Consider the following 23724-nt stretch of genomic DNA (forward strand, 5'->3'; position numbering starts at 1 on the left):
GCTGAAATTGCGAAAACTCTAATTGAATCTGTCGGTGCTAAGGTTAAGTTCCTACCTCCTTATTCCCCTGATTTATCGCCAATCGAGTTATGTTGGTCAAAGTTGAAAGAAATTATTCGCTCTGCTAAAGCTCGTACAATTGAGGCTCTTGATTCAGCTATCACTATGGCTATTAATGCTATTTCTGATGAGGATGCTCTTAATTGGTTTCATCATTGTGGCATCTGCTTTGAGCCTTTTCGGTAGGTTGTTTTGTGGTGGGTTTGATCGGTATTTGCTGTAATAAATCAGTTACGCTCCAAGGCATCAAACTACATCTTTTCTATACCGATGACAGCGTAATTCATGATAGTAATCTCTTCAATCAAAATATATTTTCCGTAGTCCAAGAACTACCCTACAAATACAAATATCAAAACAAAATCATCTTCTCCTTTCGTCCCGATATTTGCCTATTTGTGAATGGGATCTACCTCGGTTATAGCGAACTAAAATCTAACCTCAGCAACCAAACCGCAAAAAAGAACGGACGCGGTAAAGTCATCAAAGACTACTTTGAAGCCGTCAGAGTCTATTACGAAAACTTCGATCGCCATCTCTACCTCAGCGACAAAGAAAAAGAAACTCATCGCAAAGACTTCTTAAAAATATTTGAAAAAGCCATCCATATCACCAGCACCGACCTCGGCGAAACCTACGTGATCCGCACCATCTCTGACTTTTTTGATGAAATCCTCACCACCTGCCGCGATAAAGAGTTTGATCGCGAAGAGTACGAAAAAAATGTCATCAAAGTATTTAAACCCTATCCCCTGCTAAATCCTAACGCCGACAAAAAAGACAAACTCAAAGAAATATTCAAATACCATTACGGCAAAAACTTCATTGAGAAAGAAATTCTCTACTACAACTTCATCGAGCGCGATGTCTATTTTGTCAGTGGCAAAAAAGAACTCAAAGACGAAAAAGGACACCTCATCTCACCGCGTCCCAAACAAAAATTTGGAACAGACAAAATTCTCGCCAAAATCGATGAATTTCTCGATCATGAAACTGAAGATGATTATTTCATCAAGCAACTAGAGCGACAACTCGCCCATGTCGCCCCTAGCAAACGCGCCGAACTGATCGAAAAGCGCAAAGCCTACGCCAACAACAAAAATATTTATTCGCTCCTACTGCAATACGCCGCAGGGTTTGGCAAATCCAACATCATCGGCTGGACAGCACTCCAACTCAAAGACCTGCGCCGCAATGGTGAATATGTCTATGACAAAATCATGATCGTCGTCGATCGCCTGCAACTCCGCAGCCAAATTGATTCCAAAATGCTAAACATGAACATCGACAATCGGATGTATGTTGAAGCAAGCGACAAAAACAGTTTCCAAAAAGCCCTCGAATCCGACACCCGCTTAGTAATCGTCAATCTCCAAAAATTTGGCGCAGTCAAAACCATACTCGATCCTGACACCCTCGAAAAAATTGCCCAACTCCGCATCGTCTTCCTAATCGATGAGATCCACCGCTCCAACAGTGGCGAACAACATGAAGACATGGTCAATATCTTCGATGAACTGCAAACACCCTTTGACACTCAAACCAGCCTATTCCGTACTAAAAAGAATTTAATTATTGGCTTCACTGCTACCCCAGATGATCATACTCTCGCTCGTTTCGGTGAATTTAGCGGCTATGCCGAAAGCGAAAAGCTCTGGGTTCCCTTCGATTCCTACACCATGAACGAAGCAATCAAAGACGGCTTTATTCATAACCCTATCGAAAATATTATCCCTGTTGCTTCCAAAATGCTATTTGACCTTCCTCAAAACAAAATGGAAGGCTTCGAGCAACCTAATTACAAAGATGTCGATAAAAAGCAAATCTATGAGGAACGCGAACGAATTAATGCGATCGCCAAATACATCGCCGATCTCCTTGTAAAAGATGTCTATCCTAAAATTCGTGGCACGGCAAAAGCCATGCTTGCTGTGTATTCGATTAAAGCAGCGATCGCCTATAAACAAGCCATTACCAAACATTTCCAAGAAATCACCAAACAAAATAAATACGCTAAATATGCCGAAGCGCCTATTCACATCGTCTACTCCAGCAACCAAGACGAACAAAGCGCCACAGGGCTAAATGACGGACTCAGCGAGGAGAAAGTCTTAGAAAACTTTGCACTCAAGAAAAATGGCTTAATTATTGTCGTTGCCAAACTGCAAACAGGCTTCGATGAAAAAAGACTGCATACCCTATTTCTAGACAAAGAAATCAAAGGTATTAGCGCCATTCAAGCAATTTCTAGAGTCAATCGCACCGCCAAACATAAAAATGAATGCAAAATCGTTGATTTTTCCTACAACAATGTCAACGTTCAAAATATCAAAGAAGCCTTCGAGCATTTCTCCGATGTTGTCGTCAGTGACTTCGATCCCTTCAGCGACAAACGCATCTTAGAACTACTCTTCCCGATGCTGAAAAAATCTGAGGTGTACGAAAAGTTTTTCAATATATTTGTAGCGATCGCTAATGATGTCACTAAACAAAATGATCCCGAAAACCACCTAGATTTAGAAAGTAGCATCGAAAAACATATCGAAGCTAATCCTAAACCCACCGCCGACACCAAAGCCAAAACCGCCCAATATTTCACTATTCTCAATCGCATTGAATATGTAATTGCTCTAGAAGAAAAGTACAGTGAACCGAATTTTTTAAATTTTCTGCGCCTGTTCAATAAAATCTATAACCAGCTACATCGTACCGATGATATTAAAGATGCGATCGAGGTCTATTTTGACAACCAAATCGGCATCATCGAAGTTCAAACCCAACCCAAAGAACCCAAGCCCCCCAAGTCGCCAAAAATAGCTGAGGGCAAACCGCCCTTTACAGTTCATCAATTTAATATTTTGGCGATTCTCGAAGCGCGTAATGAACAAGAAGAATTAAAAGGCGATCGCATCAAAGAATTTGCCGCTAAAATTGCTGAATTCTTCGCTTATGTGCAAAATTGTGAAGACGGTATACGATTAGTTGCCAAGATTAACTCGAATGTCTCAGAAGAAGAGATTTATGAAATTTTTTCCAGAATCTATCGCCGATATAAAATCTTTAACCAGAAGACGGTGGGCAATTATTTTTTTAAAGAGATGGAAGATTTAGTCAATAAACTTTGTGATGATTTTGCGGAGACAGTGCGTAATGTTATTTAATCCCACAAAAAAAGAGAAACGGCTAAGCCGTTTCTCTTTTTTTAAGCTAGAAGCTAGTCTCTAAACTGTAGTTGGGATTTTCGATTTTACTGGTGCAAAGCTAGGCACAACAATCGATTTGTCCTGCTTGGTGAGGCGATCGTATAGCTCCTTAGTATTAGGGTAGTTAGCCGCAGGGAAGGTCTCGAAGCGGTTGTAAGGTACTACATCTTCACCAAAAGCATCGAGGAATTCACGGCTGTTAACCATTTCCGTGACCATCGCCTTGATACCACTAGTTGCCAAAATCACATTGTATTTGCGGATTTCAGCTTGATCGAGGGGCGCACGTCCTAAGAAGTGCTTTGTACCCAACTCGATCACCTTGGTGTTGGGGAATGGTGCGTAGAATTCCTTGATGTAAAGGTCGGATGTACCGATTGCCAAGATGAATTCCTTGACCGTGGTTTCTTTGTTGAGCAACTTGGAAGTAAATTGGCTGAATTGTGAATCAGCAACATAGGCATCCATGTCCCGCTCGAACACTTGACGGTAAGCAGCACGTACCAAAGCACCTGCTTCCACAGGATCAGTGGTAGTGAGCTTGAAGATCTTGCGTTGTTCACGTTTCTTGTCAACACCTTGATTGATGCGATCGCGAATCGATACAGAAGAACGCTCTTCAGTGACTTGACCAAGTTCGACAAACTTAGGCGTTGGCTCAACCACAACCTTAGTGCCTTTTTCTTCACCCAAGGTGCTGTTGCGATTGTTGCGAAGCGAGACACCTGCGGGGGTCAAATAGCGCTCGTAAGGAACCGTATCTTCACCAAAAGCCTGCTCGTATTCCTTGGTATCAAGGATTGCATCTACAACAGCGTAGAAACCTTTCTTTGAAGCCAGATCAAAGTAAGCATTCATCTCAGGACGACCATAGGTAGGGCGACCCAAGAGGCGGCGATGGGTAAATTCGATCGCCTTACAGACATAAAGCTTAGTCCAGTAGCGATCGCGGAAGATAGGTGACTTCGCCAACATTCTGACAAACTCACGCACGGAAATGTCGCCATTCTCTAGCTTGATTTCTGCGAGGGTGAGGCGCTGACCAGAGTAAGGAATAAAGCCAATGATTTGTAGATAAAGAGCACGAATCACTGCTTGGGTAGAGCTTTCTGAGTTGGTGATGCTCAAGCCCTTTACCGAAGATTTTCTAGCACCTTTACCGATCTTGACGTTATCACGTAGGGTTTGATCGAGCTTGAATACCTTGGGACTCATCGGATCGATTGAGCCAGTTGCCGATGGGTTGCCAAGTTGGTTGGTGATACCAGCACCATTGCGGATCAAGATGCGACGGGTATCTTTGCCAAAAGGAGCAGGGGATGCGCTGGGGTTGCGGGTTTCTTTGGGGAAGATCGCACCAAACGTAATTTCTAGAGGATCGTTGCCAGCACCGTAAACATGCTGATCAGGCAATGGATTCTGATAAGCCGCAAACAAGGTGATGAACTGAGGAACCTTGCGGAAAGGAGCCGAGTAGTTGAACAGGTCAAACTGTGCACCCCAGTTACGGGCTGTTTGAGCTTCTTGTCCGTATCCACGTTGATAAGGTACGGTTTCTTCGCCGAAGTAGTCGCTGTACTCTCTGGAGTTAACTAGGGCATTAACTAGGGCAGGTAGACCACCTTTGGAAACGATCGCAAAATAAGCAGCAACTTCTTCACGGCTTTCAGGTGAGCGTCCAAGGAAATGCTTAAATGCTAGTTCGACAGCGCGGGAGTTGATGAAAGGTAGGAAAAACTGATCGCGGTATAGAGGCGATAAGCCTAAGCGACGCACAAATTCACGTACCGAGATTTCGCCATTCTTTACCTTAGAGTCAAGATCCGAAACACCTTGGCTATAAGCACGAGCAATATCACGCTCGAAAACTTGACGGTAAGCAGCCTTAACTACTTCATTTTTCTCAGCACCAGTCATGGCTGCCTTCATCACAAACTTCTGACGACGCTCTGCGGTGTTGAAGTAGATCTGAGGTAGAGACAGACCTTGTAGGTCAGGAGAGTTGCGTTGACGGACTTTAGGTGATGGGGTCGCGGCTTTAAATTCAGCGATCGCTACATCCATATACTGCTTAATAATTTCAATCGCAGTAGAATCGTTAACAAAATAGCTTGCTGCTGCTTGCTTCATGGTTTGTAAAGCAACAATCGTGGCATCGGTCGAGCAAGCTGCTTCGATGATTTCACGCAAGCCGCGCACGTTCTGAGCAAGGATATTAGGGTCACCTGCGACGATCGCATAGGTGGCATAACGCAAGAACCATGACAAGTCACGTAGGGACTTCTTCATGCGGTCTGCGCCATAACGGGAAATGTTAATCGGACGGAAATTGGCTGGAGGCGTATCTACAACACCAATAAGCCCTGTATTACTGAAGAAATTCTTGATGGTTCCTAAAAAGCCACCTTCGCTTGCTTCGGTATAAGTGGTTGTCCCAAGTTCCATGCCGACCTTGACATCAACTACGCGACCAGCGCGATCAATTTCAAGCTCTTCTGAACCTTTGGGCTTTTCCAAAAACGCCATAGCGGAACCACCCGTAAAAATACGGCTAGCTGCCTTGGATACGATGTTATCTGAGTTTTTGGTCAAAATCGCAGCAATTTCGATGCGCTTTAGTCCAGATTGAAAGTATGTGGACAAGTCATCTAGTTCGCTACGAGTCGCAAAGCGATCTTGTTGCTCTATCTGGGAAATTGTGGAAGTTATAGCGGTCTGATATAGACGAGGGCGGGCATTTACTGCACCACTTGACGCTGTTACGCTCATGTGTCTGCCTTGTGATCTTTAAAGGGTATGTAAAAAGTCGAAATAATAACTACCCAGTATAGGGTTTTCCAACTAAATATCTAACTCTATCTCATCAGAAAATGCTGCATTTACAGGTATTTCAAGCAAAAACTAACGATAAGTTTTGTAAAGCAAGGGGGGTGGTGACTTTGTTTATTCATATATAGCTGTATGTAGGACATAAGCACGATCGCCTTAATCGTCATATTTTAGATTTTGTTAAGCTAGATCTAAAATTTAGTCTCCTAAGTTTCATATATTTGTGGCAATCACAAGATCTAACCCACGCTCAAAAATTTCATCGATCGCTAGCATCTCACCGTCAAGAGTCATAAACTTATGATCCTTAGTAGCTCTAATGCGATCGCCATTTTCTAGCTCATATTCAAAAACTTCTTGATTACCGCGATCGTGCCATTGGGCAATGGGTTGGGTATAGACAAAGCCATTCTCATCAACACTATACACACTACATTCGATGTGATGCTCCACAATCTTACCGATAGGCATCACACCATATTCGACAGTTTTTACTAAAGTATCGTAACTGAGGCAATACTCCGCAAAGATTACCATCTGATCGAATAGATCATTAGAAATCTCTGACCTAATACCATTTTTAGCGCAACCATCAAGAAAAATAGAACGCTGCTTTTCCATTTCTTCTGGCTTCTTCTTCCCCATCGCCCGACGCAATAAATCCGCAGCACCAAGGGAATATCCTGCCAGATCCTGCGCCATTTTCATGATCTGCTCTTGATAGCAATTATGGGTAACAATTCCATTTGCTAAGAAATAGGGAGAATTTTGATCTGCCATTTCAATGTCGAAACATTCGCTAGTTCCCCAGTCTTCAATAGATGCCACAAATACAGGACGAACATCTTTCAAGGAATTAGAATCTAATTCAAAAAGGAATGATCCGTAAGTGATAGTGTCTCCAGTTTCATTTAGAGGTTTTAACTCATTGGCAAACTGATCGCCCTGTGGCGTGAGAAAGCGATGTTCTGACGTACAGTAAATCTCTGTACCTGTTGATAGCGTGATTTTGACAATGGATTTAATACCGCTTTGCCATTGCTTTGCGACCTTTGCTGACCATACGCGCTTACCATCAGAAGAGAGAATTACATCACCCTTACGAATATTCTCAATTGGTGTACTTGTGCCATCAGGTTTTGCAATTAAAGTTCCTTTAGCTAAGCATAATACTCCATAAGTATTATTTAGAATTGGTTCTAAGGTGTGGTGCTGATACTCGATCGCTTCTCTGCCATGCTTACGATTAATGAACTTTGGAATTAGCCCAGCATCCAATGGACCAGGGCGATAGAGCGCCAGAATCGAAGAAATATCTTCAATATTGGAAGGCTTAAGATCTTTGACGATCTGCTTCATTCCCGATGATTCTAGTTGGAAGACACCCTCTAGATCGCCTTTTTCTAATAGCTTATAGGTTTTTTGATTTGCCTCCGTAGACATGTCGGGGGCGATCGCATCAATATGGAAATTCGGATCTTGATTGTTACGAATTAGCTTACTGGTATGCTCAATGGTTGTCAGATTTCGTAGTCCTAAGAAGTCCATTTTCAGCAAACCAAGGGATTCCAAATCCTCCATCGTGTATTGCGTGACAACTTGACCTTCATTACTGCGTTGCAATGGTACAACTTCATCCAATGGGAATGGTGAAATCACTACACCTGCTGCATGAACACCTGAACTTTTGTTCACACCCTCAATTCGCATCGCCATGTCCAGCCATTCAAACACTTTCGCATCTTGTTTGTAGCGATCGCGAAATTCGGGTGCAGGGGATTCCTCAGAAATCATCACCTTCAACTTGGCTGGCTTACCGCGAGAAACGGGTATCATCTTTGCCATTTTGTCTGATTCACTGTAAGACACATCTAGCACCCTTGCCACATCCTTGAGGACAGCCTTAGAAGTTAAGCGGTTAAAAGTCACAATCTGAGCAACTCGTTCTTGTCCATAGCGTTGCGTCACATAATCAATCAATTCACTGCGGTGATCGATACAGAAGTCCGTATCAATATCAGGCATTGACTTCCGTTCAGGATTGAGAAATCTTTCAAAGAGAAGTCCGTGATGAATGGGATCAATATTGGTAATTCCCAAAGAATAGGCAACCAAAGAACCTGCGGCACTGCCTCGTCCAGGGCCCACGGGAATCTGCTTGTCTCTTGCATATTTGATGTAGTCCCAAACCACCAAAAAGTAAGTAGAGAAACCCATCTGCATAATGATGCCTAGCTCAAACCTCAAGCGCTCTTGATATTCGGCAGAAATCTCGGCATGGGTCTTAGCATTAAATCTTTGGAGTAAGCCTTGCCATGTCACTTCTTCAAAATAAGTATCCGCAGTATGCCCTTCAGGAATGGGATAATCCGCAGCACGGGGATCGCGCATGAGGTCGTAGGGCTTAACTTTGGCGGCAGCATGGAGAGTATTAGCGAGAGCTTCTTCGATCACATCATCTTCCAAATGATCTCGAAATAACTGCCGCATCTCATCATAGGATTTGAAATATTCCATGCCGCTATAACGCAGGCGTTTCTCATCAGAAATTAATTTACCAGTTTGGATACAGAGCAGTGCATCGTGGGCTTCCACATCCATGCAAGAGGTAAAGTGGGAGTCGTTTGTGGCAATTACTCTGATCTCTAATTCTTTGGCAATCTTGCAAATTTCCACATTTACAACGCGATCTTCAGGATAGCCGTGATCTTGAATTTCTAGATAATAATCATCGCCAAAATGTTCTTTATACCAAGCCGCCACTTCTCTCGCTAGTTTCGGATCGCCATTCATGATTGCTTGAGGAACTTCTCCTGCTAAGCAACCAGAAGTGAGCATTAAGCCTTCTTTATATTGCAGTAAATATTCTTTATTAATGCAAGGACGGGCGAAAATCCCTTTGCCTTGATAGCCTTGCAAATGGGAAATGGTGGTGAGTTTGACTAGATTGCGATAACCCTGCGTATCTTTAGCGAGAACGCATTGGTGATATTTTTTCTTTTTATCTTCTCTTTTATACTGTATGGTAATGTCGCCATTGATGACATACATTTCATTACCAATGATTGGCTTAATTCCTTTAGATTTGCAGATCTTGATTAGCTCGATCGCTCCATACATCACCCCATGATCGGTTAAGGCGATCGCAGGCATTCCCAGTTCGACGGCGCGATTGACCATATCAGGGATTTGGCTTGCTCCATCGAGCAAACTATATTCAGTATGAACGTGTAGCCCAACAAATCCAGTCATAGTGATCTACAAAATCAAATTCAAACAGTCAGGTTAACATGATCCATAATAAATTTTTTAAAAGTGTGGCTTCGCCACACTTTTAAAAAATTTATTGGTTCGGATTTGAACCGCTAATGGTTCTGCAATTTAATCAAGAACCGATTTTTGATGGCGCGGCTAAGCCGCGCCATCAAAAATCGGTTCTTGAAATTAGGGCTTAGCCCTAATTTCTACGCAGATGTTGCTGAAGCGAACTCTTGCTTCTGCTCATTAAGTTGTTCAAGAATTGGCGAACTCTCTAACTCAGAGCCACTGGCTAGACGCTGTTTTTGCAAATCCAGAGCTGCTTTAATTAAGCCTTGGAAAAGTGGATGGGGACGACTTGGGCGAGATTGGAACTCAGGATGGAATTGTGTAGCGATAAAGTATGGATGGCTAGGAAGCTCGATCGCTTCGACTAAACGCCCATCGGGAGAAGTACCACTAATCACATAACCTGACTCCAGAAATAGTGATCTATAGGCATTATTAAACTCATAACGATGGCGATGACGTTCATAAATTACTGACTCTTTATAAAGATCACTAACTAGAGTATTCGGTGCTAGACGACAGGCGTATAAACCTAAGCGCATTGTGCCACCGAGATTAACCACATCTTGCTGTTCAGGCAGGAGGTGAATGACAGGATTCTTGGACTCTGGATCAAACTCGGCACTATTAGCATCGCCTAATTGACCGACATTTCTCGCCCAATCAATCACCGCACATTGCATTCCTAAACATAATCCTAAAAATGGAATCTGATGATCGCGGGCATACTTCACTGCGGCAACTTTGCCATCAACTCCACGATGACCAAATCCACCAGGGACAACGATCGCATGGACATCTTTGAGGAATTTCTCTGCGCCATAGGCTTCGATGTCTTCGGAGTTGATCCAGCGTAAGTTGACATTACTATTAACTGCGATCGCCCCATGCTTAAGGGCTTCAATCACCGAGAGATAGGCATCGGTCAAGCGCACATACTTACCAACGATCGCCACTTCTACTTGATGCTCAGAGCGATAGAGACGCTCGACAAGGGTTTGCCAACTGCGAAGATCGGGTTGACGTTGTTGCATACCGAGGAGTCGCAACACTTGCTCGGCTAAGCCTTCTCGTTCCATTGCTAGCGGTACTTCATAGATGCTCTTCACATCTTGTCCTGTCATTACGCATTCTGGCAGGACATTGCAAAATTCAGAGATTTTATCCTTGATGTTTTGAGGTAAGGGGCGATCGCTACGACAAACTAAAATATCGGGTTGAATCCCCACGGATTGCAATTCCTTAACTGAATGCTGTGTGGGCTTGGTTTTCATCTCCCCTGCGGAGGCAATCCAAGGCATGAGGGTAACATGCATGTAAACCACATTTTGCCGACCCACATCTTTACGAAACTGACGAATTGCTTCGATAAATGGTAGGGATTCAATGTCGCCAACCGTACCGCCAATTTCGACAATCACGAGATCGGGATTACCGTTATTCGCTACCCGATGAATGCGCTCTTTAATTTCATTGGTGATATGGGGGATCACCTGCACCGTGCCGCCTTGATAGTCGCCACGACGTTCTTTATTGATCACACCTTGATAGATTGCGCCTGTGGTGACATTGCTCAGCTTTGACATCGAAGTATCAGTAAAGCGCTCGTAATGGCCTAAATCGAGATCGGTCTCTGCGCCATCTTCGGTAACAAAAACTTCCCCATGTTGAAAAGGACTCATCGTCCCAGGGTCAACGTTGATATAGGGATCAAGTTTCAGAATTGCGATCGAATAATCCCTAGATTTAAGTAATCGTCCCAAACTTGCGGCAACGATGCCCTTCCCAATACTAGAGACAACACCGCCAGTCACAAAGATATACTTAGCCATAAAAATTTCGTTATTAGGGTGCATTGTTTTATCGTTTCGTAAACAATGCTTAACAAAGTGATTATATAGCAGTAGCTTACGCTCAGATATTTGAGAATAAAGCAATCCTAAATGTTTTGTGAGAATGTGTTACTTAGTAGCACATTCTCACAAAACATTTAATCTCACAAATAGATCAGAATTGTAATAGGTATTTCAGGGTACGTAGCGAAATAAGCGTGATATTGTTCTACTTTAATCCCAGAAAAGCCTCAAGTTTTAGATCAATGAAGATAAATTTATTCATAGAAGTATGGAAATAATTCTGATTCTAGAATATAGCGAGTAGCTTGACGAAATAGAGCTTGACAAGTACCAGTTGCTAGTTCGCGATGGTTAGGAATAGTTAAAGTTTCTTTGCCAAGAGAAGTGATACGACGCAGTTTAATATGACTACCTCTTTGACTATGAACTTCAAATCCAAATCTCTTAAAAATAGCGATCGCATCTGCGCCAGATAGTCGTTTAAGCTTTGACATATTCAGGTTGTAGTTCAAAGGTAACCAAAATTGATGGATGAGGAACTAAACCGAAATCTTCAGGATTTTCATCTTCTAAATGTAATCCAACTGCTTCTATGAGATTCTCGACAACTTCATCCAGAGTACTTCCCTGTGTTACTACTGAGATTCCCAAACATTCCGCGACATAGCCACCTTCTAAATTTGAGCGAATAAAAGAATTAATATTTTGCTGAAGTTTAATATGGCTTTTCATTTATCTATGTCTCTTAACCTTTTGGCGGTATTAAATTTAGAAGTTTAGATTAGTTTCATTTCAAGCCCTACACAATTGATTGTAGGCTAACTTTTTTAATTGTATTACAGCTTTGATGACCAATTATACCCATTCCTAAAAGTGTCGCCCCACTCTTGGGAATTAAAAACCAATTCTAGTGATGGTTTTAAAAATACAAAATGGCGTAGCCGTTTTGTATTTTGGGATTACCCCAAATACCGCCCAATGGTTGAAGTCAGGATTGAGTTTTGACCATACACTAGAGTTAAGCCTTGCATTAAATCTAGAGATGTAATGAAGTTCGGCACAGAGCGCAGCACTTCATTACCAAAACTATCGATTTTGCAAAGTTTAAAATCAGATACATCAGGAAATTTTAAGGATGGATACTTGGGAAAGCTTTCGGATGGCGGGCAAAACCCTTGCGGCTAACCGCTTGCGTAGTACATTAACGATGCTCGGTATCATTATCGGTAATGCCTCCGTAATTTTGATGGTGGGGATTGGACAAGGGGCGCAAAAGTACGCTTCAGAGCAGTTTCAGTCCCTTGGTACGGATGTAATCTTTGTGATCACAGGTACTGACAATGCGCGTCGGAATGTAATCGCACCGCCCAATCGCCTAGTACTAGCCGATGCCGATGCGATCGCCACCCAAGTTCCTACCGTTCGCAGTGTCGCGCCGCAGATTAACGGCTCCGAGCTAGCGATCGCAGGTAACAATACTAAACGCGCCACATTAATCGGTACGACCGATACCTATGCGATCGTTCGCAATGCGGAAGTTAGTGTAGGCAGATTTTTTAATGAGGAAGACCTTAAGCGGAATGCAAGGGTAATCACGATTGGGGCGGCGATCGCTAAGGAGTTATTTCCACAGGGATCGCCTGTCGGGCAGACAGTGCGAATCCGAGGCACTAGCTATGAAGTAATTGGACTCATGTCAGAAAAAGGCGCGTTTCTAGGCACAAACCAAGATGACACAATTTTTCTGCCAATTACGACGATGACTAGCCAACTTACGGGCAAAACTTCTCCCTATGGAGTAGCTGTCGCCGTAATCAATGTGTCAGCGACTAGCAATGCCAATGTGGACGCGGCGCAATTCCAAATTTCTAACCTATTGCGACTACGTCACCGCACTTCCGATGTGAATGCTGACGATACATTTACAGTGCGTACCCAACAGGATGCTCTAGAAATAGTCGGTAATATTACGGGCGCACTGACGATTATGCTTGCCGCGATCGCAGGGATTTCACTGCTAGTTGGTGGCATTGGCATTATGAATATCATGCTGGTGTCAGTCACCGAGCGCACCAGCGAAATCGGACTCCGCAAAGCGATCGGCGCTTCACCCAGCGATATTCTTACCCAGTTCACGATCGAGGCGGTGATTTTGTCGTTGCTAGGAGGAGCGATCGGTACAGGTATTGGGGTTGGCGGCATTTTATTCATCGCCGCAGTTTCACCTTTGCAAGCGGGTGTATCGATTGGGGCAATTTGTCTAGCCGTCGGTGTTTCGGGTGGAATTGGTTTGTTCTTTGGGATTTTCCCAGCTCGACAAGCATCCAGACTTGATCCGATTGTAGCTTTGAGAAGTATTTAGCAAAAGCATAGGAGGCAGCGCGAAGCGCGGCTTCTCATTAGAAAATAAATTTATGATTACTACCAACGCGATCGCATCTATTCCCGAAATATCTGATGATTCCAGACGGGAAATCGTCCGACTGAATAATGTCTGTAAATTCTATGGTCAAGACGACACCCTCGTAAAAGCCCTAGATGATGTTAGCTTTGTGATTAAAGAAGGCGAATATTGCGCGATTATGGGTGCTTCGGGATCGGGCAAATCCACTTGCATGAATATCATTGGCTGTCTGGATAGCAGCACATCGGGGCAATATTTTCTAGACGAACAAGATGTCTCCCATATGGAGGAAGGCGATCTTGCGAGAGTTCGCAATCTCAAAATTGGCTTTATCTTTCAGCAATATCATCTCTTGCCACAACTCACAGCCATGGAGAATGTGATGTTACCGATGGCGTATGCCAATATTCGTCCTAAGGAACAGAAAGAACGGGCGGCTGCCGCGCTGGAACGGGTTGCCATGGGACATCGTTTAAATAATCGACCTAACCAAATGTCGGGTGGACAGCAACAAAGGGTAGCGATCGCGAGGGCGATCGTGAATAACCCTGTGATGTTGCTTGCCGATGAACCTACAGGGGCGCTAGATTCTCATACTACACAGGAAGTAATGGATTTATTTGGTGAGTTGAATGCGAGTGGGATTACGGTGGTGATGGTCACCCACGAAGCTGATGTTGCTCGAAATTCGCGACGGATTATTTGGTTTCGTGATGGTCAAATCATTCATGACCATCTATCCCCCTCGGATTTAAATCATGTCATTTAGTAGAAAGGCGGCACAAAGCGCCGCCTTTCTATCTACGCAAAACAAGGAAATGTAGGGGCAATTCATGAATTGCCCCTACATTTCCTTGTTTTGCGGAATTCCAATTAATGCATGGCGCGAGAATTATTCTCGATCGCGATCGCCTCAATCTCATCCGCAGGTTTAAATCCAAAAATTTGAGAATAGAAATAGAATTCACCATCAAGGGCGCGTTTGATATTTTCGGCTTTACGGAAGCCGTGTTGTTCGCCTTCAAAGGGGACATAGGCTACGGGCAAACCTTTTTTAAGTAAAGCATCCACCATCATTTCTGCTTGGTTCGGTGGCACGACTTTATCCTCTAAACCTTGGAAAAAGGCGATCGCACAGGATAGCTTATCCGTGAAATGAATTGGCGATCGCTGAATATAGAGTTCCTTTTGTTCAGGATATTTACCAATCAAACTATCGAGATAACGTGACTCAAATTTATGGGTATCCGTCGCAAGAGCCTCAAGATCGCAGATTCCATAATGACTTGCACCTGCCTTAAAATCATCGCGAAAGGTCAAAGCGCAGAGGGTCGTGTAGCCGCCAGCACTGCCTCCTGAAATCGCTAAGCGATCGCCATCCACTAAACCCTTGTCAGCAAGGAATTTCGCACCATTGGCGCAGTCATCAACATCGACTATGCCCCAATTTCCTTTGAGGCGATCGCGATATTCGCGTCCATAGCCAGTGCTGCCGCCGTAGTTGACATCTAGCACCGCAAAGCCGCGACTTGTCCAATATTGAATGCCAAGACTCAAACTGCCTGAAGTTGAAGCAGTGGGACCACCATGACTTTTGACCAGCAAAGGTGGTTTTTCAGAATCCTCTGCTTGGAAATCTTTGTTTTTAGGAGGATAGAATAATCCATAGGCTGTTTTCCCATTTTCTGTGGGAAATTCGATGGACTGAGCGGCGGAAATATAGTCTGGGTCGAGTTGTAAATCTGAGGCAATCCGTACTTTTTGCCAAGTTTTTGTTTGTAAATCTAGCAAGACGATCGCCGTTGGTTCCGTTGCTGAACCACCATGAAACACTGCGCGATCGCCTTCACAATGCAATCCTGAGATCGAAGTAAAGGGTGTAGAAATTTCTTGTAAACCTGTTTCCAAATTGGCAGGATCGAGAATTGCTAAATGGGATTTGCCATGCTCTGTATAGGAGCAGAGGATTTTGCCATCACCCGTAAAGTCATAGGTAGTCATCCCAAACACCCATTGCGGCAAGCCAAATTCGGCGGATTTAGGACAGAGTGCTTCCATCGCAATAGCTTCTACGGAAGTGCGATATAAATTCCACCAACCTGTGCGATCGTTTACAAAGTAGAGCTTGCCATCGGGCGACCATTCTGGCTGAAATATTGACTCCTCAGCACCGCCTGCGACCAGTTGCGGATTTTGAATCGTGAGAACTCCAGTTTCAGATTCCACAAGATCAGCAACCCAAAGTTCGGTTCCATCCCAAGGCATATTGGGGTGATTCCAGCTAATCCATGCTAGCTTATCACCAGTGGAATTGAGTCTTGGCGAAGCATAAAAATCTGCACCTGTAACCAATACCTGAATATCTTCGCCATTGCTAGTATTCACTGCCACTAGGGTATTAATCGGTTCGCCGCCCCCTGTATGATCTTCGCGCACACAAATCAATTTTCCATAAATCCGATTCCAGACAAAATCGGTGTAACGATAGGCGCTTTCGGTCGTTAAGGGTTTGCATGAACTACCACCAACTTTGCGATAAATGCAGCGATCGCTAAAGTTAGAGAAATAAATGCGTCCATCTTCTACTAGATATTCACCGCCGCCGTATTCATGAACTAGCGATCGCACGTTGAGCGATGCTGGTGTCATCTCACGATAATTGCCATCCATGTCATAGCGCATGATCACATTGCGTCCACCTTCTGTTGGTCTGCCTTCATTCCAATAGACATTACCGCCATCAATGGCGATCGCGCCGAGGCGAATACTACTAGAAACGATCAGGTCAGAACTAATTGGTGATTTCCAAGAACCGTAAGGGGCGGCAAACATAAGTTTATGGTAAGGATTGCAAGCTTGATTATATCGCAAGAAAAGATTGGAAAGCGAACCCACAGGGTTCGCTTTCCAATCTTTTCTTGTTACTGATGTTACGTGGGACTCAGATGATGAATCTCTTGCTGCTAGCTCGATAGGGCAACCACGGGGGGATTGCCCCTACCCCAATAATTTAGATTTTGTAGGTGCTGTGCCACAGGGCAAGCCCTAGACTTAGATGATCGTAGGCATTCCATCCACGTAAGATTAGTTAGTAAGTTATACAGGAACTCGGTTAGAGCGATTTTGCCAGTAGAAGAAGATGGCAATGTTAATCCATTTGAAAATGTAATAGAGACTAGTAAAAATAATGAAAAATATAACCGTACCTAGGAAAAAATTAGGATTCCCTAAGTTGCGAGTGGCATCTTGGATCACACTTTGAGGGTTGGTGAACACATCCCAACTATTTAAGCGATTCACTCTTCCCCAATACACACCGATCGCACAGATAAAGTTTAAGCTTACTTCGAGCAAAGTTATCTTTCTAGTCAGTTTGAGCCAATCTACATATTGAACCAGCTTAATTAAAGAAATCACATAGCACTGAAAGCCCAGCAGTATAAAAGCGATATATTGAGGAATCAGCACAAAAATAAGCCCATTATCTGAAACGTCAGAGCGCATATCTTTGACAAAATGAATTATGTCAGTAATCACATAGGGAGCATTTGGCAGAAATAATATAAAAATTGCTAGCCCGAACCACCACAGAGGATTGAACGGTAATCGCCTTGGCGATCGCTTGGCAAATAACATAAAACTAAGTACGCAGGGAATCATTGCTAAGAAAAGATTCCAAGCCATAAACCTCTCAATATTTTCCCAGAACAACTCGATTGCTGCTGCCATTGTTTTTACTCCGTAGTATGTTGATTAAGTTACCTAAGATTAACTTCTATGATAAATAGTTTCCCAATTTCACAGGGCTGGTTAATAGCGATCGCCCTCAATACGATCCTTGGGGCGATCGCTTTACTATTACCTCGCAAAGTCTTAACCACCGCAGGTATTTTCCATGCATGGGCGTTAGGAATAACGGTTTGGGGTTGTCTGGGATGGCAAGGTTATCTTGTCATTTTAAGCTATCTCATTGTCGGTTCGGGGGTAACTCGCATTGGGAAGGACATCAAAGAAGCGAAAGGCATAGCCGAGAAACGTGATGGCGCAAGAGGACCTGAAAATCTGTGGGGTTCGGCTGCTACAGGTGCGGTTTGCGCCATCGGTCAGGCGATCGCACCCAATCCTCTGTGGTTATTAGCCTATGTCGCTAGTCTCAGCACCAAGCTTGCGGATACGACTGCCAGTGAAATTGGCAAGGCTTATGGTAAAAGCACATTTTTGATCACCACACTCAAGCCTGTTGCCGCAGGTACAGAGGGTGCTGTCAGTCTCGAAGGTACGATCGCAGGAATTATTGGTTCACTGGTAATCGCCGCCATTGGTTGGGCGGTAGGTCTATTAACTAGTCCTTGGGATCTGCTTTGGTGTGCGATCGCTGCTTTCATTGCCACCAATATCGAAAGTCTGATTGGCGCAACTTTACAAGAGAAATATGAATGGCTCACCAATGAACTCGTCAATGGAATTAATACAACAATTGGTGCGGCGATCGCGGTGCTAATTGTACAGTTGTTACAGATATTTAACCTTAAGTTAATTTAGATTTAACCTTATTAGTTAAATTACAAATTTGATTTATTAAGTTTAATTTGATTCTCGAAATCCTTTTTGTTAGCGGATGTAGACGATTATTTTCAAGATTTTAACTAATGGCTAAAATTTCTCACTTTACAATTACAATAAATAACATATTCCCATTTATTGTTTAATTTGATTTTGTATAAAGTGGAGTTTGATCTTGACTACAATTGACTTGTTTAATAACGCCAAAGACTTTGTGATCATCCCCGCAGGGCAAGTGATCTTTGAAAAGGGTGGAGTCGCTGATCACATGTATGCGATCGTGGAAGGGGAAGTAGAAATTACGATCGATGGTAAGTTACTAGACACCACAGCTGCTGGCGGAATCGTTGGGGAAATGGCGCTGATTAGCTCCAGCCCTAGAAGCGCCACGGCGATCGCGAAAACTGAATGTAAGCTAGTACCTGTTGATCACAAGCGATTTACCTTTTTAGTGCAACAAACTCCTAATTTTGCAATTAACGTGATGAAAATCATGGTTGAAAGAATCAGAAAACTAGATGCTCTTGTTTTATCGATGCAATAATATCGATTCAATTAAATTCAATTAAAATTAAGAACTTTTTAGACAGCAATTCTCTTTATAAAAATCGGTTTTTTGAAAGCCCGCCATTGGCAGGCTTTCAAAAAACCGATTTTAGTGTTTCCACTGCCTTCGGTGCTGGAAACACTAAAATCGGTTTCATAATGAGAATTGCTGCTTTTTATAGCAAAAAAAGAGTTAGCTAGTATAAACCAAAACCCCAGAATCGAGTGGCGGCGCGAAGCGCCGCCACTCGATTCTGGGGTTTTATGTCCTAAACAAAACTTGCTTTGCTATAGAAGGAATAAAAAGAAATAAAGATGTAGGAGCCATTCATGAATGGCTCCTACGATAAAATTTAGCTTATGAGGTTTCTGCGGTAAGATTAGCTGGAACAATAAACACACAAAAACTAGTGAACTCTGAATCCGCCTCAAGTCCAGATGAAACTCGGTTTTCTGATTTATTACCCCCTTCTGAGCAGTCATCCCAGAAATGCTTGAAAATCGTTGGAATTGGTGCATCGGCGGGGGGACTAGAAGCATTCACACAGATTCTCCAAAATTTACCAAATAATACGGGGATGGGCTTTGTGCTGATCCAGCATTTAGCGCCTCAACATGATAGTCAGTTAAGTGAGATTTTGCGAAATGTCGCGCAGATGCCTGTCAATGAAGCCAGAGAAGGCATGAAAATCTCGCCAAATCATGTCTATATAATTCCGCCTAATACCTTGATGACTCTAGAGCAGGGTGTTTTGAGGCTCGAACCGCGACGACGGGTCAAGGGGCGCTACATGGTGATTGATGGATTTTTTAAATCCCTCGCTAATCTTGGTGAGGAGGCGATCGCGGTCATTCTATCGGGAAACAATGAGGATGGCACAGCAGGCTTAGGAGCAATTAAGGCAGCAGGTGGAGTTACTTTCGCTCAAGATCTTGCCTCGGCAGAATTTCCCACCATGCCGATGATTGCGATCGCTTCGGGCTATGTGGATTTTGTATTATCCCCTGAGGAAATTGCCGCAGAACTAGTAAATATCAGCACTGGCAGTGAGTCCGAAGCCTCCGTAAGTACGGCGATTACTGTCTATGAACCTGATGAGCAATCTGCATTAGTTTTTACAGAAAGTTGGGAAAGTAGAGAAGCTTTACCAATTATTTTTCGGCTTTTACAGAACGCAATGGGGACTGACTTTAGCCATTATAAGCAAGGCACAATCAGGCGGCGAATCTTGCGGAGAATGGGTTTACTGAAGATCCAAACAGTAGAAGATTATACCGTCCATTTGCAAGAGCATCCTATTGAAGTTGAAAGACTATACAATGACATTTTGATTAGTGTGACCAGCTTTTTTCGCGATCCTGATTCTTTCGCTGCTTTACAGAAGTTAGTATTTCCTGTAATCAGTCAGAATAAGTCACTGGATTTACCGATTCGGATCTGGGTAGCGGGCTGTGCTACAGGGGAGGAAGTTTATTCGATCGCCATTAGTCTATTAGAGTTTCTCGATGATCGACCTGTCAAACCTGCAATTCAGATTTTTGCGACGGATATTAGTGAAGGTGCTATCGAAAAGGCAAGACTAGGAATTTATCATCAGAGTTTGCTGGTTGATGTGTCACCAGATCGACTGCGACGTTTTTTTACACCAGTGGAAGGCGGTTATCAAATTGGTAAGTCCGTCAGAGAGTTATGTGTATTTGCCCGCCAAAATCTGACTAGTGACCCCCCATTTTCGCGGCTAGATCTGATTAGTTGCCGCAATATGCTGATTTATCTAGAACCAGTGCTGCAAAAAAAGGTGATGCCGATTTTTCACTATGCCCTTAATGCCAATGGGTTTTTAATGTTGGGCAGTTCTGAAGGAATTGGGAAGGCAGGTGTTTTATTCGAGATCGTCGATAAAAAGAATCGTATCTACAAGAGCAAAATAACTGCATCATCACGGATAAACTTTAACTTTATCAAAAGTACACATGTAAGCGAGCCTATGTATCTCGCAAAACGCCCTGAAGTTAGTGAAGTTTCTGTGGAAGTCAATTTAGAACAGATAGCTGATCAAGTGGTATTGAGTCGATATGCACCTGCGGGTGTGATAATTAACTCTGAGCTAGAGATTTTGCAATTTCGGGGAAATACTAGCCCTTATTTGGAGCCATCTCCTGGTAAGGCAAGCCTAAATTTGTTGAAGATGACACGTCTAGAATTGCGTCTAGAATTGCGATTGGCGATCTATAGTGCCAAAGAAAAAGATTTGCCGATTACTAAAGACGGAATTGAGGTGTCGCAAAGTATTCTGGTGAAGCTGGATGTGATTCCCTTAAGAGCCAATGGCGATCAATATTTTTTAGTGCTATTTGAGAATCGTCCAATGCCAATTTTGCTGGCTTCTGCTCCCACATCATCCACAAAACCTCGCAAAGAACGATCAAATAGTGCTGATATAGAAGTAGTTCGGCTTACCCATGAGTTAGAGAAAACCAAAGAGTATTTGCGATCGATCATTGAAACTCAAGATGTGAATAATCAGGATCTCAAAGTAGCTGGGGAAGAAATCCTGTCAAGTAATGAGGAATTGCAAAGCGCCAATGAGGAGTTGGAAACAGCTAAAGAGGAAATCCAAGCTACTAATGAAGAATTAAGTACGATTAATGAGGAGTTGCGTAGTCGGAATATCCAGTTGCATCAAGTTAATAACGATATGCAAAATCTGCTCAGCAGTGTGAATATCCCTATCTTGATGTTGTCGGGTGATTTGCGGATTAGACGCTTTACTCCTACGACTGAGCAACTGTTTAATCTAATTTCTAGTGATGTCGGGCGACCCTTTAGCGATATTCAAAATAATCTAAATGTAGAGAACCTCAGGCAATTGTTGACAACGGTAATTGATACTCTGATTCCCTATGAACAGGATGTGCAGGATCATTCTGGGCATTGGTTTAGTATGAGAATCCGTCCCTATCGAACTACGGACAATCGCATTGATGGTGTGGTGATCAGTCTATTTGATATCGATCACCTTAAACGCAATGCTCTGGAGTTAGAATCTTCGCGCAATTATGCTACGGCGATCATTGAAACTTTACGTCAGCCTTTAGTAGTGCTAAATGCTGATCTGCAAGTGATTACAGCCAACTCAGCCTTTTACCAAATCTTTCAAATACATCCCCATCATACGGAACAAAAATCAATTTTTGCTCTAGGACATGGGGATTGGGATATTCCTAAACTGCGATCGCTCTTGCATGAGATTCTACTTTTGGATATTTCTGTCCAAGATTATGAAGTTACGCAGGACTTTACGCATTTAGGCAGACGCACGATGTTGCTGAATGCTTGCCAAATCGATCAAGGTAATGTCGGCAAGATGATTTTGCTGGCGATCGAAGATATCACTGAACGTAATCTCCAAAAGCAACAACTAGTTACTCGAAACCAGACGTTATCGGAAACGATGATAGCTTATGAACGTGCAAATCGCGCTAAGAGTGAATTTTTGGGCAATATCAGCCATGAATTACGCACTCCGCTCAATTCAATTATGGGCTTCACCCAAATTCTCCAAGATGCTCCTCATCTAGATGCAGAATCTCAGGAATATCTAGGAATTATTAGTCAGTCTAGTGAACATCTGCTGTTGCTAATTGAAGATCTACTCGATATTTCTAGAATTGAAGCTAACAAAATCAAGATTGAGCCAAATATATTGTCTCTATCTAATTTTTTAGAAATTACCGTGTCAATGGTTTATACCAAGGCGATCCAAAAAAATATCGTCTTTATCCCTCAGTTTGCCTCTGATCTGCCTGAAACCATCTATGCAGACGAAAAACGCCTCAGACAAGTCCTCCTCAATCTGCTCAGTAATGCCATCAAGTTTACCGATGCGGGTGAGATTACGTTTTCAGTCACCCAAAGCTCTAATCAGCTCATTCAATTTGCGATCGCTGATACAGGTATAGGGATCGCCCAAGCAGAGCTTAAGAAAATATTTTTACCCTTTGAGCAGGTCAGCAAAGCTGATCTAAATCCCAGTGGTGCAGGTTTAGGCTTAGCGATTAGCCAAAGTCTCGTAACCAAAATGGGAGGTGAAATCAAGGTGGTGAGTGAAATTGGAGTGGGTAGTACCTTTAGCTTTGAACTGGACTTAAGGGGAAATCAAGGTCAATCCCTGATCATGCCATCACAGGTGGCGATCGCTCTATTACCTGCTCAATCTGAATCTCCGCAAATTGCTCGTCTTTTTGAAGAATCTGCGGCGATCGTTAATATTGTTAATAACGAAGAATTAGCATCACCAAGGTCATTAAGTATTCTGGTTGCCGAGGATGTTGAATATAATCAATTGCTACTACAAAAATTTTTACAACGATTAGGCTATAGCCCTGATATGGCTCGCAATGGATTAGAGGTGCTAACCAAGCTAAGGGAAAAGCATTACGATGTCATTTTGATGGATATTTATATGCCTGAACTAGATGGAATTGAAACCACCAAAAGAATTGTTGCAGAATTAGAGCAAGGCTCTCGTCCTTACATTATTGCAGTGACCGCTAATGTAACGACAGAAGATCGAGAGCAATATGCAGCTATAGGTATCGATACATGCATCAGTAAACCCATTGACCTTGCTCAGTTAGAGAGAACTTTATCCCAATTTAGAAAAGTGTGACGACACTTTTCTGAATTTATAGCTATAGTCACTGATGTTACGTGGATGGAATTCCTGCAATCATCTAAGTCTAGGGCTGGCACGGGGGCGCAGCCCCTACAAAATCTAAATTATTAGGGTAGGGGCAATCCCCCCGTGGTTGCCCTGTCATGCTCGTAGCAAGAGATTCATCATCTGAGTTCCACGTAAAAATCAAAACGAGAAGACGAGTGGCGGCGCGAAGCGCCGCCACTCGTCTTCTCAATACAAAATGGCTACGCCAT

The 23724-nt window shown here is 43.2% G+C and carries 14 protein-coding genes; 7 read left to right on the top strand and 7 right to left on the bottom strand.

The features are described from left to right. Together H6G05_RS14410 and H6G05_RS14415 are read left to right on the top strand one after the other, a co-directional pair. On the top strand, nt 1-246 hold a 246-nt coding region (locus H6G05_RS14410; protein WP_190578837.1), incomplete at its 5' end, for a transposase. An 8-nt stretch (nt 247-254) separates the two neighbouring features. Continuing rightward, nucleotides 255-3221, top strand: coding sequence for a DEAD/DEAH box helicase family protein (locus tag H6G05_RS14415; RefSeq protein ID WP_199310549.1), 2967 nt, complete (start codon nt 255-257; stop codon nt 3219-3221). 60 nt (nt 3222-3281) lie between these two features. Here the strand turns inward: H6G05_RS14415 and H6G05_RS14420 are convergent, their stop codons facing one another. The 5 genes from H6G05_RS14420 to H6G05_RS14440 form a co-directional block, all read right to left on the bottom strand. Further along, on the bottom strand, nt 3282-6032 hold the full coding sequence (locus H6G05_RS14420; RefSeq protein ID WP_190578838.1) for a phycobilisome rod-core linker polypeptide: 2751 nt from the start codon (nt 6030-6032) through the stop codon (nt 3282-3284). 273 nt (nt 6033-6305) lie between these two features. Next, on the bottom strand, nt 6306-9344 hold the full coding sequence (gene dnaE / locus H6G05_RS14425) for a DNA polymerase III subunit alpha (protein ID WP_190578839.1): 3039 nt from the start codon (nt 9342-9344) through the stop codon (nt 6306-6308). Between the two features lie 212 nt (nt 9345-9556). Beyond that, nucleotides 9557-11251 carry a CTP synthase gene (locus H6G05_RS14430; protein ID WP_190578840.1) on the bottom strand — a complete coding sequence of 565 codons (1695 nt, stop codon included), beginning with the start codon at nt 11249-11251 and terminating at the stop codon, nt 9557-9559. A gap of 278 nt (nt 11252-11529) precedes the next feature. Next, nucleotides 11530-11769, bottom strand: coding sequence for a type II toxin-antitoxin system HicA family toxin (locus H6G05_RS14435; protein WP_190578841.1), 240 nt, complete (start codon nt 11767-11769; stop codon nt 11530-11532). Beyond that, nucleotides 11756-12007, bottom strand: coding sequence for a type II toxin-antitoxin system HicB family antitoxin (locus H6G05_RS14440; RefSeq protein WP_190578842.1), 252 nt, complete (start codon nt 12005-12007; stop codon nt 11756-11758). The genes H6G05_RS14435 and H6G05_RS14440 overlap by 14 nt, the downstream gene beginning before the upstream one ends. 403 nt (nt 12008-12410) lie before the next feature. Here H6G05_RS14440 and H6G05_RS14445 point away from each other — a divergent pair, with 403 nt between their 5' ends. Both H6G05_RS14445 and H6G05_RS14450 read left to right on the top strand, forming a co-directional pair. Then, nucleotides 12411-13637: an ABC transporter permease gene (locus H6G05_RS14445; protein WP_190578843.1), complete on the top strand. Its 1227-nt coding sequence runs from the start codon at nt 12411-12413 to the stop codon at nt 13635-13637. A gap of 52 nt (nt 13638-13689) precedes the next feature. After that, nucleotides 13690-14448 carry an ABC transporter ATP-binding protein gene (locus tag H6G05_RS14450; RefSeq protein ID WP_190578844.1) on the top strand — a complete coding sequence of 253 codons (759 nt, stop codon included), beginning with the start codon at nt 13690-13692 and terminating at the stop codon, nt 14446-14448. A 104-nt stretch (nt 14449-14552) separates the two neighbouring features. On the opposite strand, the gene H6G05_RS14455 is transcribed toward H6G05_RS14450, so the two are convergent. Continuing rightward, the gene (locus H6G05_RS14455) at nt 14553-16511 is read right to left on the bottom strand and encodes a S9 family peptidase (RefSeq protein ID WP_190578845.1); all 1959 of its coding nucleotides are present in this window, start codon (nt 16509-16511) and stop codon (nt 14553-14555) included. Nucleotides 16512-16775: 264 nt separating this feature from the next. Then, on the bottom strand, nt 16776-17408 hold the full coding sequence (locus tag H6G05_RS14460) for a DUF1361 domain-containing protein (RefSeq protein ID WP_190578846.1): 633 nt from the start codon (nt 17406-17408) through the stop codon (nt 16776-16778). Between the two features lie 48 nt (nt 17409-17456). Between H6G05_RS14460 and H6G05_RS14465 the strand changes: the two genes are divergently transcribed. The 3 genes from H6G05_RS14465 to H6G05_RS14475 all read left to right on the top strand — a co-directional run bounded on the left by H6G05_RS14465 (nt 17457) and on the right by H6G05_RS14475 (nt 23461). Further along, the gene (locus H6G05_RS14465; RefSeq protein ID WP_190578847.1) at nt 17457-18221 is read left to right on the top strand and encodes a TIGR00297 family protein; all 765 of its coding nucleotides are present in this window, start codon (nt 17457-17459) and stop codon (nt 18219-18221) included. Nucleotides 18222-18417: 196 nt separating this feature from the next. Further along, entirely contained in the window at nt 18418-18786 is a 369-nt protein-coding gene (locus H6G05_RS14470; RefSeq protein WP_190578848.1) for a cyclic nucleotide-binding domain-containing protein, read from the top strand. A gap of 412 nt (nt 18787-19198) precedes the next feature. Then, the gene (locus H6G05_RS14475; RefSeq protein ID WP_190578849.1) at nt 19199-23461 is read left to right on the top strand and encodes a chemotaxis protein CheB; all 4263 of its coding nucleotides are present in this window, start codon (nt 19199-19201) and stop codon (nt 23459-23461) included. Nucleotides 23462-23724: the final 263 nt, after the last annotated feature.

This window comes from Phormidium tenue FACHB-1050 (assembly GCF_014696925.1).
Lineage (GTDB): Bacteria > Cyanobacteriota > Cyanobacteriia > Pseudanabaenales > Pseudanabaenaceae > Pseudanabaena.

What these genes read in the sequence shown, in the direction of transcription:
- H6G05_RS14445 (WP_190578843.1), top strand. Translation starts at nt 12,411, where the DNA reads ATGGATACTTGGGAAAGCTTTCGGATGGCGGGCAAAACCCTTGCGGCT.
- H6G05_RS14450 (WP_190578844.1), top strand. Translation starts at nt 13,690, where the DNA reads ATGATTACTACCAACGCGATCGCATCTATTCCCGAAATATCTGATGAT.
- H6G05_RS14440 (WP_190578842.1), bottom strand. Translation starts at nt 12,007, where the DNA reads ATGAAAAGCCATATTAAACTTCAGCAAAATATTAATTCTTTTATTCGC.
- H6G05_RS14455 (WP_190578845.1), bottom strand. Translation starts at nt 16,511, where the DNA reads ATGTTTGCCGCCCCTTACGGTTCTTGGAAATCACCAATTAGTTCTGAC.
- H6G05_RS14430 (WP_190578840.1), bottom strand. Translation starts at nt 11,251, where the DNA reads ATGGCTAAGTATATCTTTGTGACTGGCGGTGTTGTCTCTAGTATTGGG.
- dnaE (WP_190578839.1), bottom strand. Translation starts at nt 9,344, where the DNA reads ATGACTGGATTTGTTGGGCTACACGTTCATACTGAATATAGTTTGCTC.
- H6G05_RS14420 (WP_190578838.1), bottom strand. Translation starts at nt 6,032, where the DNA reads ATGAGCGTAACAGCGTCAAGTGGTGCAGTAAATGCCCGCCCTCGTCTA.
- H6G05_RS14460 (WP_190578846.1), bottom strand. Translation starts at nt 17,408, where the DNA reads ATGGCAGCAGCAATCGAGTTGTTCTGGGAAAATATTGAGAGGTTTATG.
- H6G05_RS14465 (WP_190578847.1), top strand. Translation starts at nt 17,457, where the DNA reads ATGATAAATAGTTTCCCAATTTCACAGGGCTGGTTAATAGCGATCGCC.
- H6G05_RS14435 (WP_190578841.1), bottom strand. Translation starts at nt 11,769, where the DNA reads ATGTCAAAGCTTAAACGACTATCTGGCGCAGATGCGATCGCTATTTTT.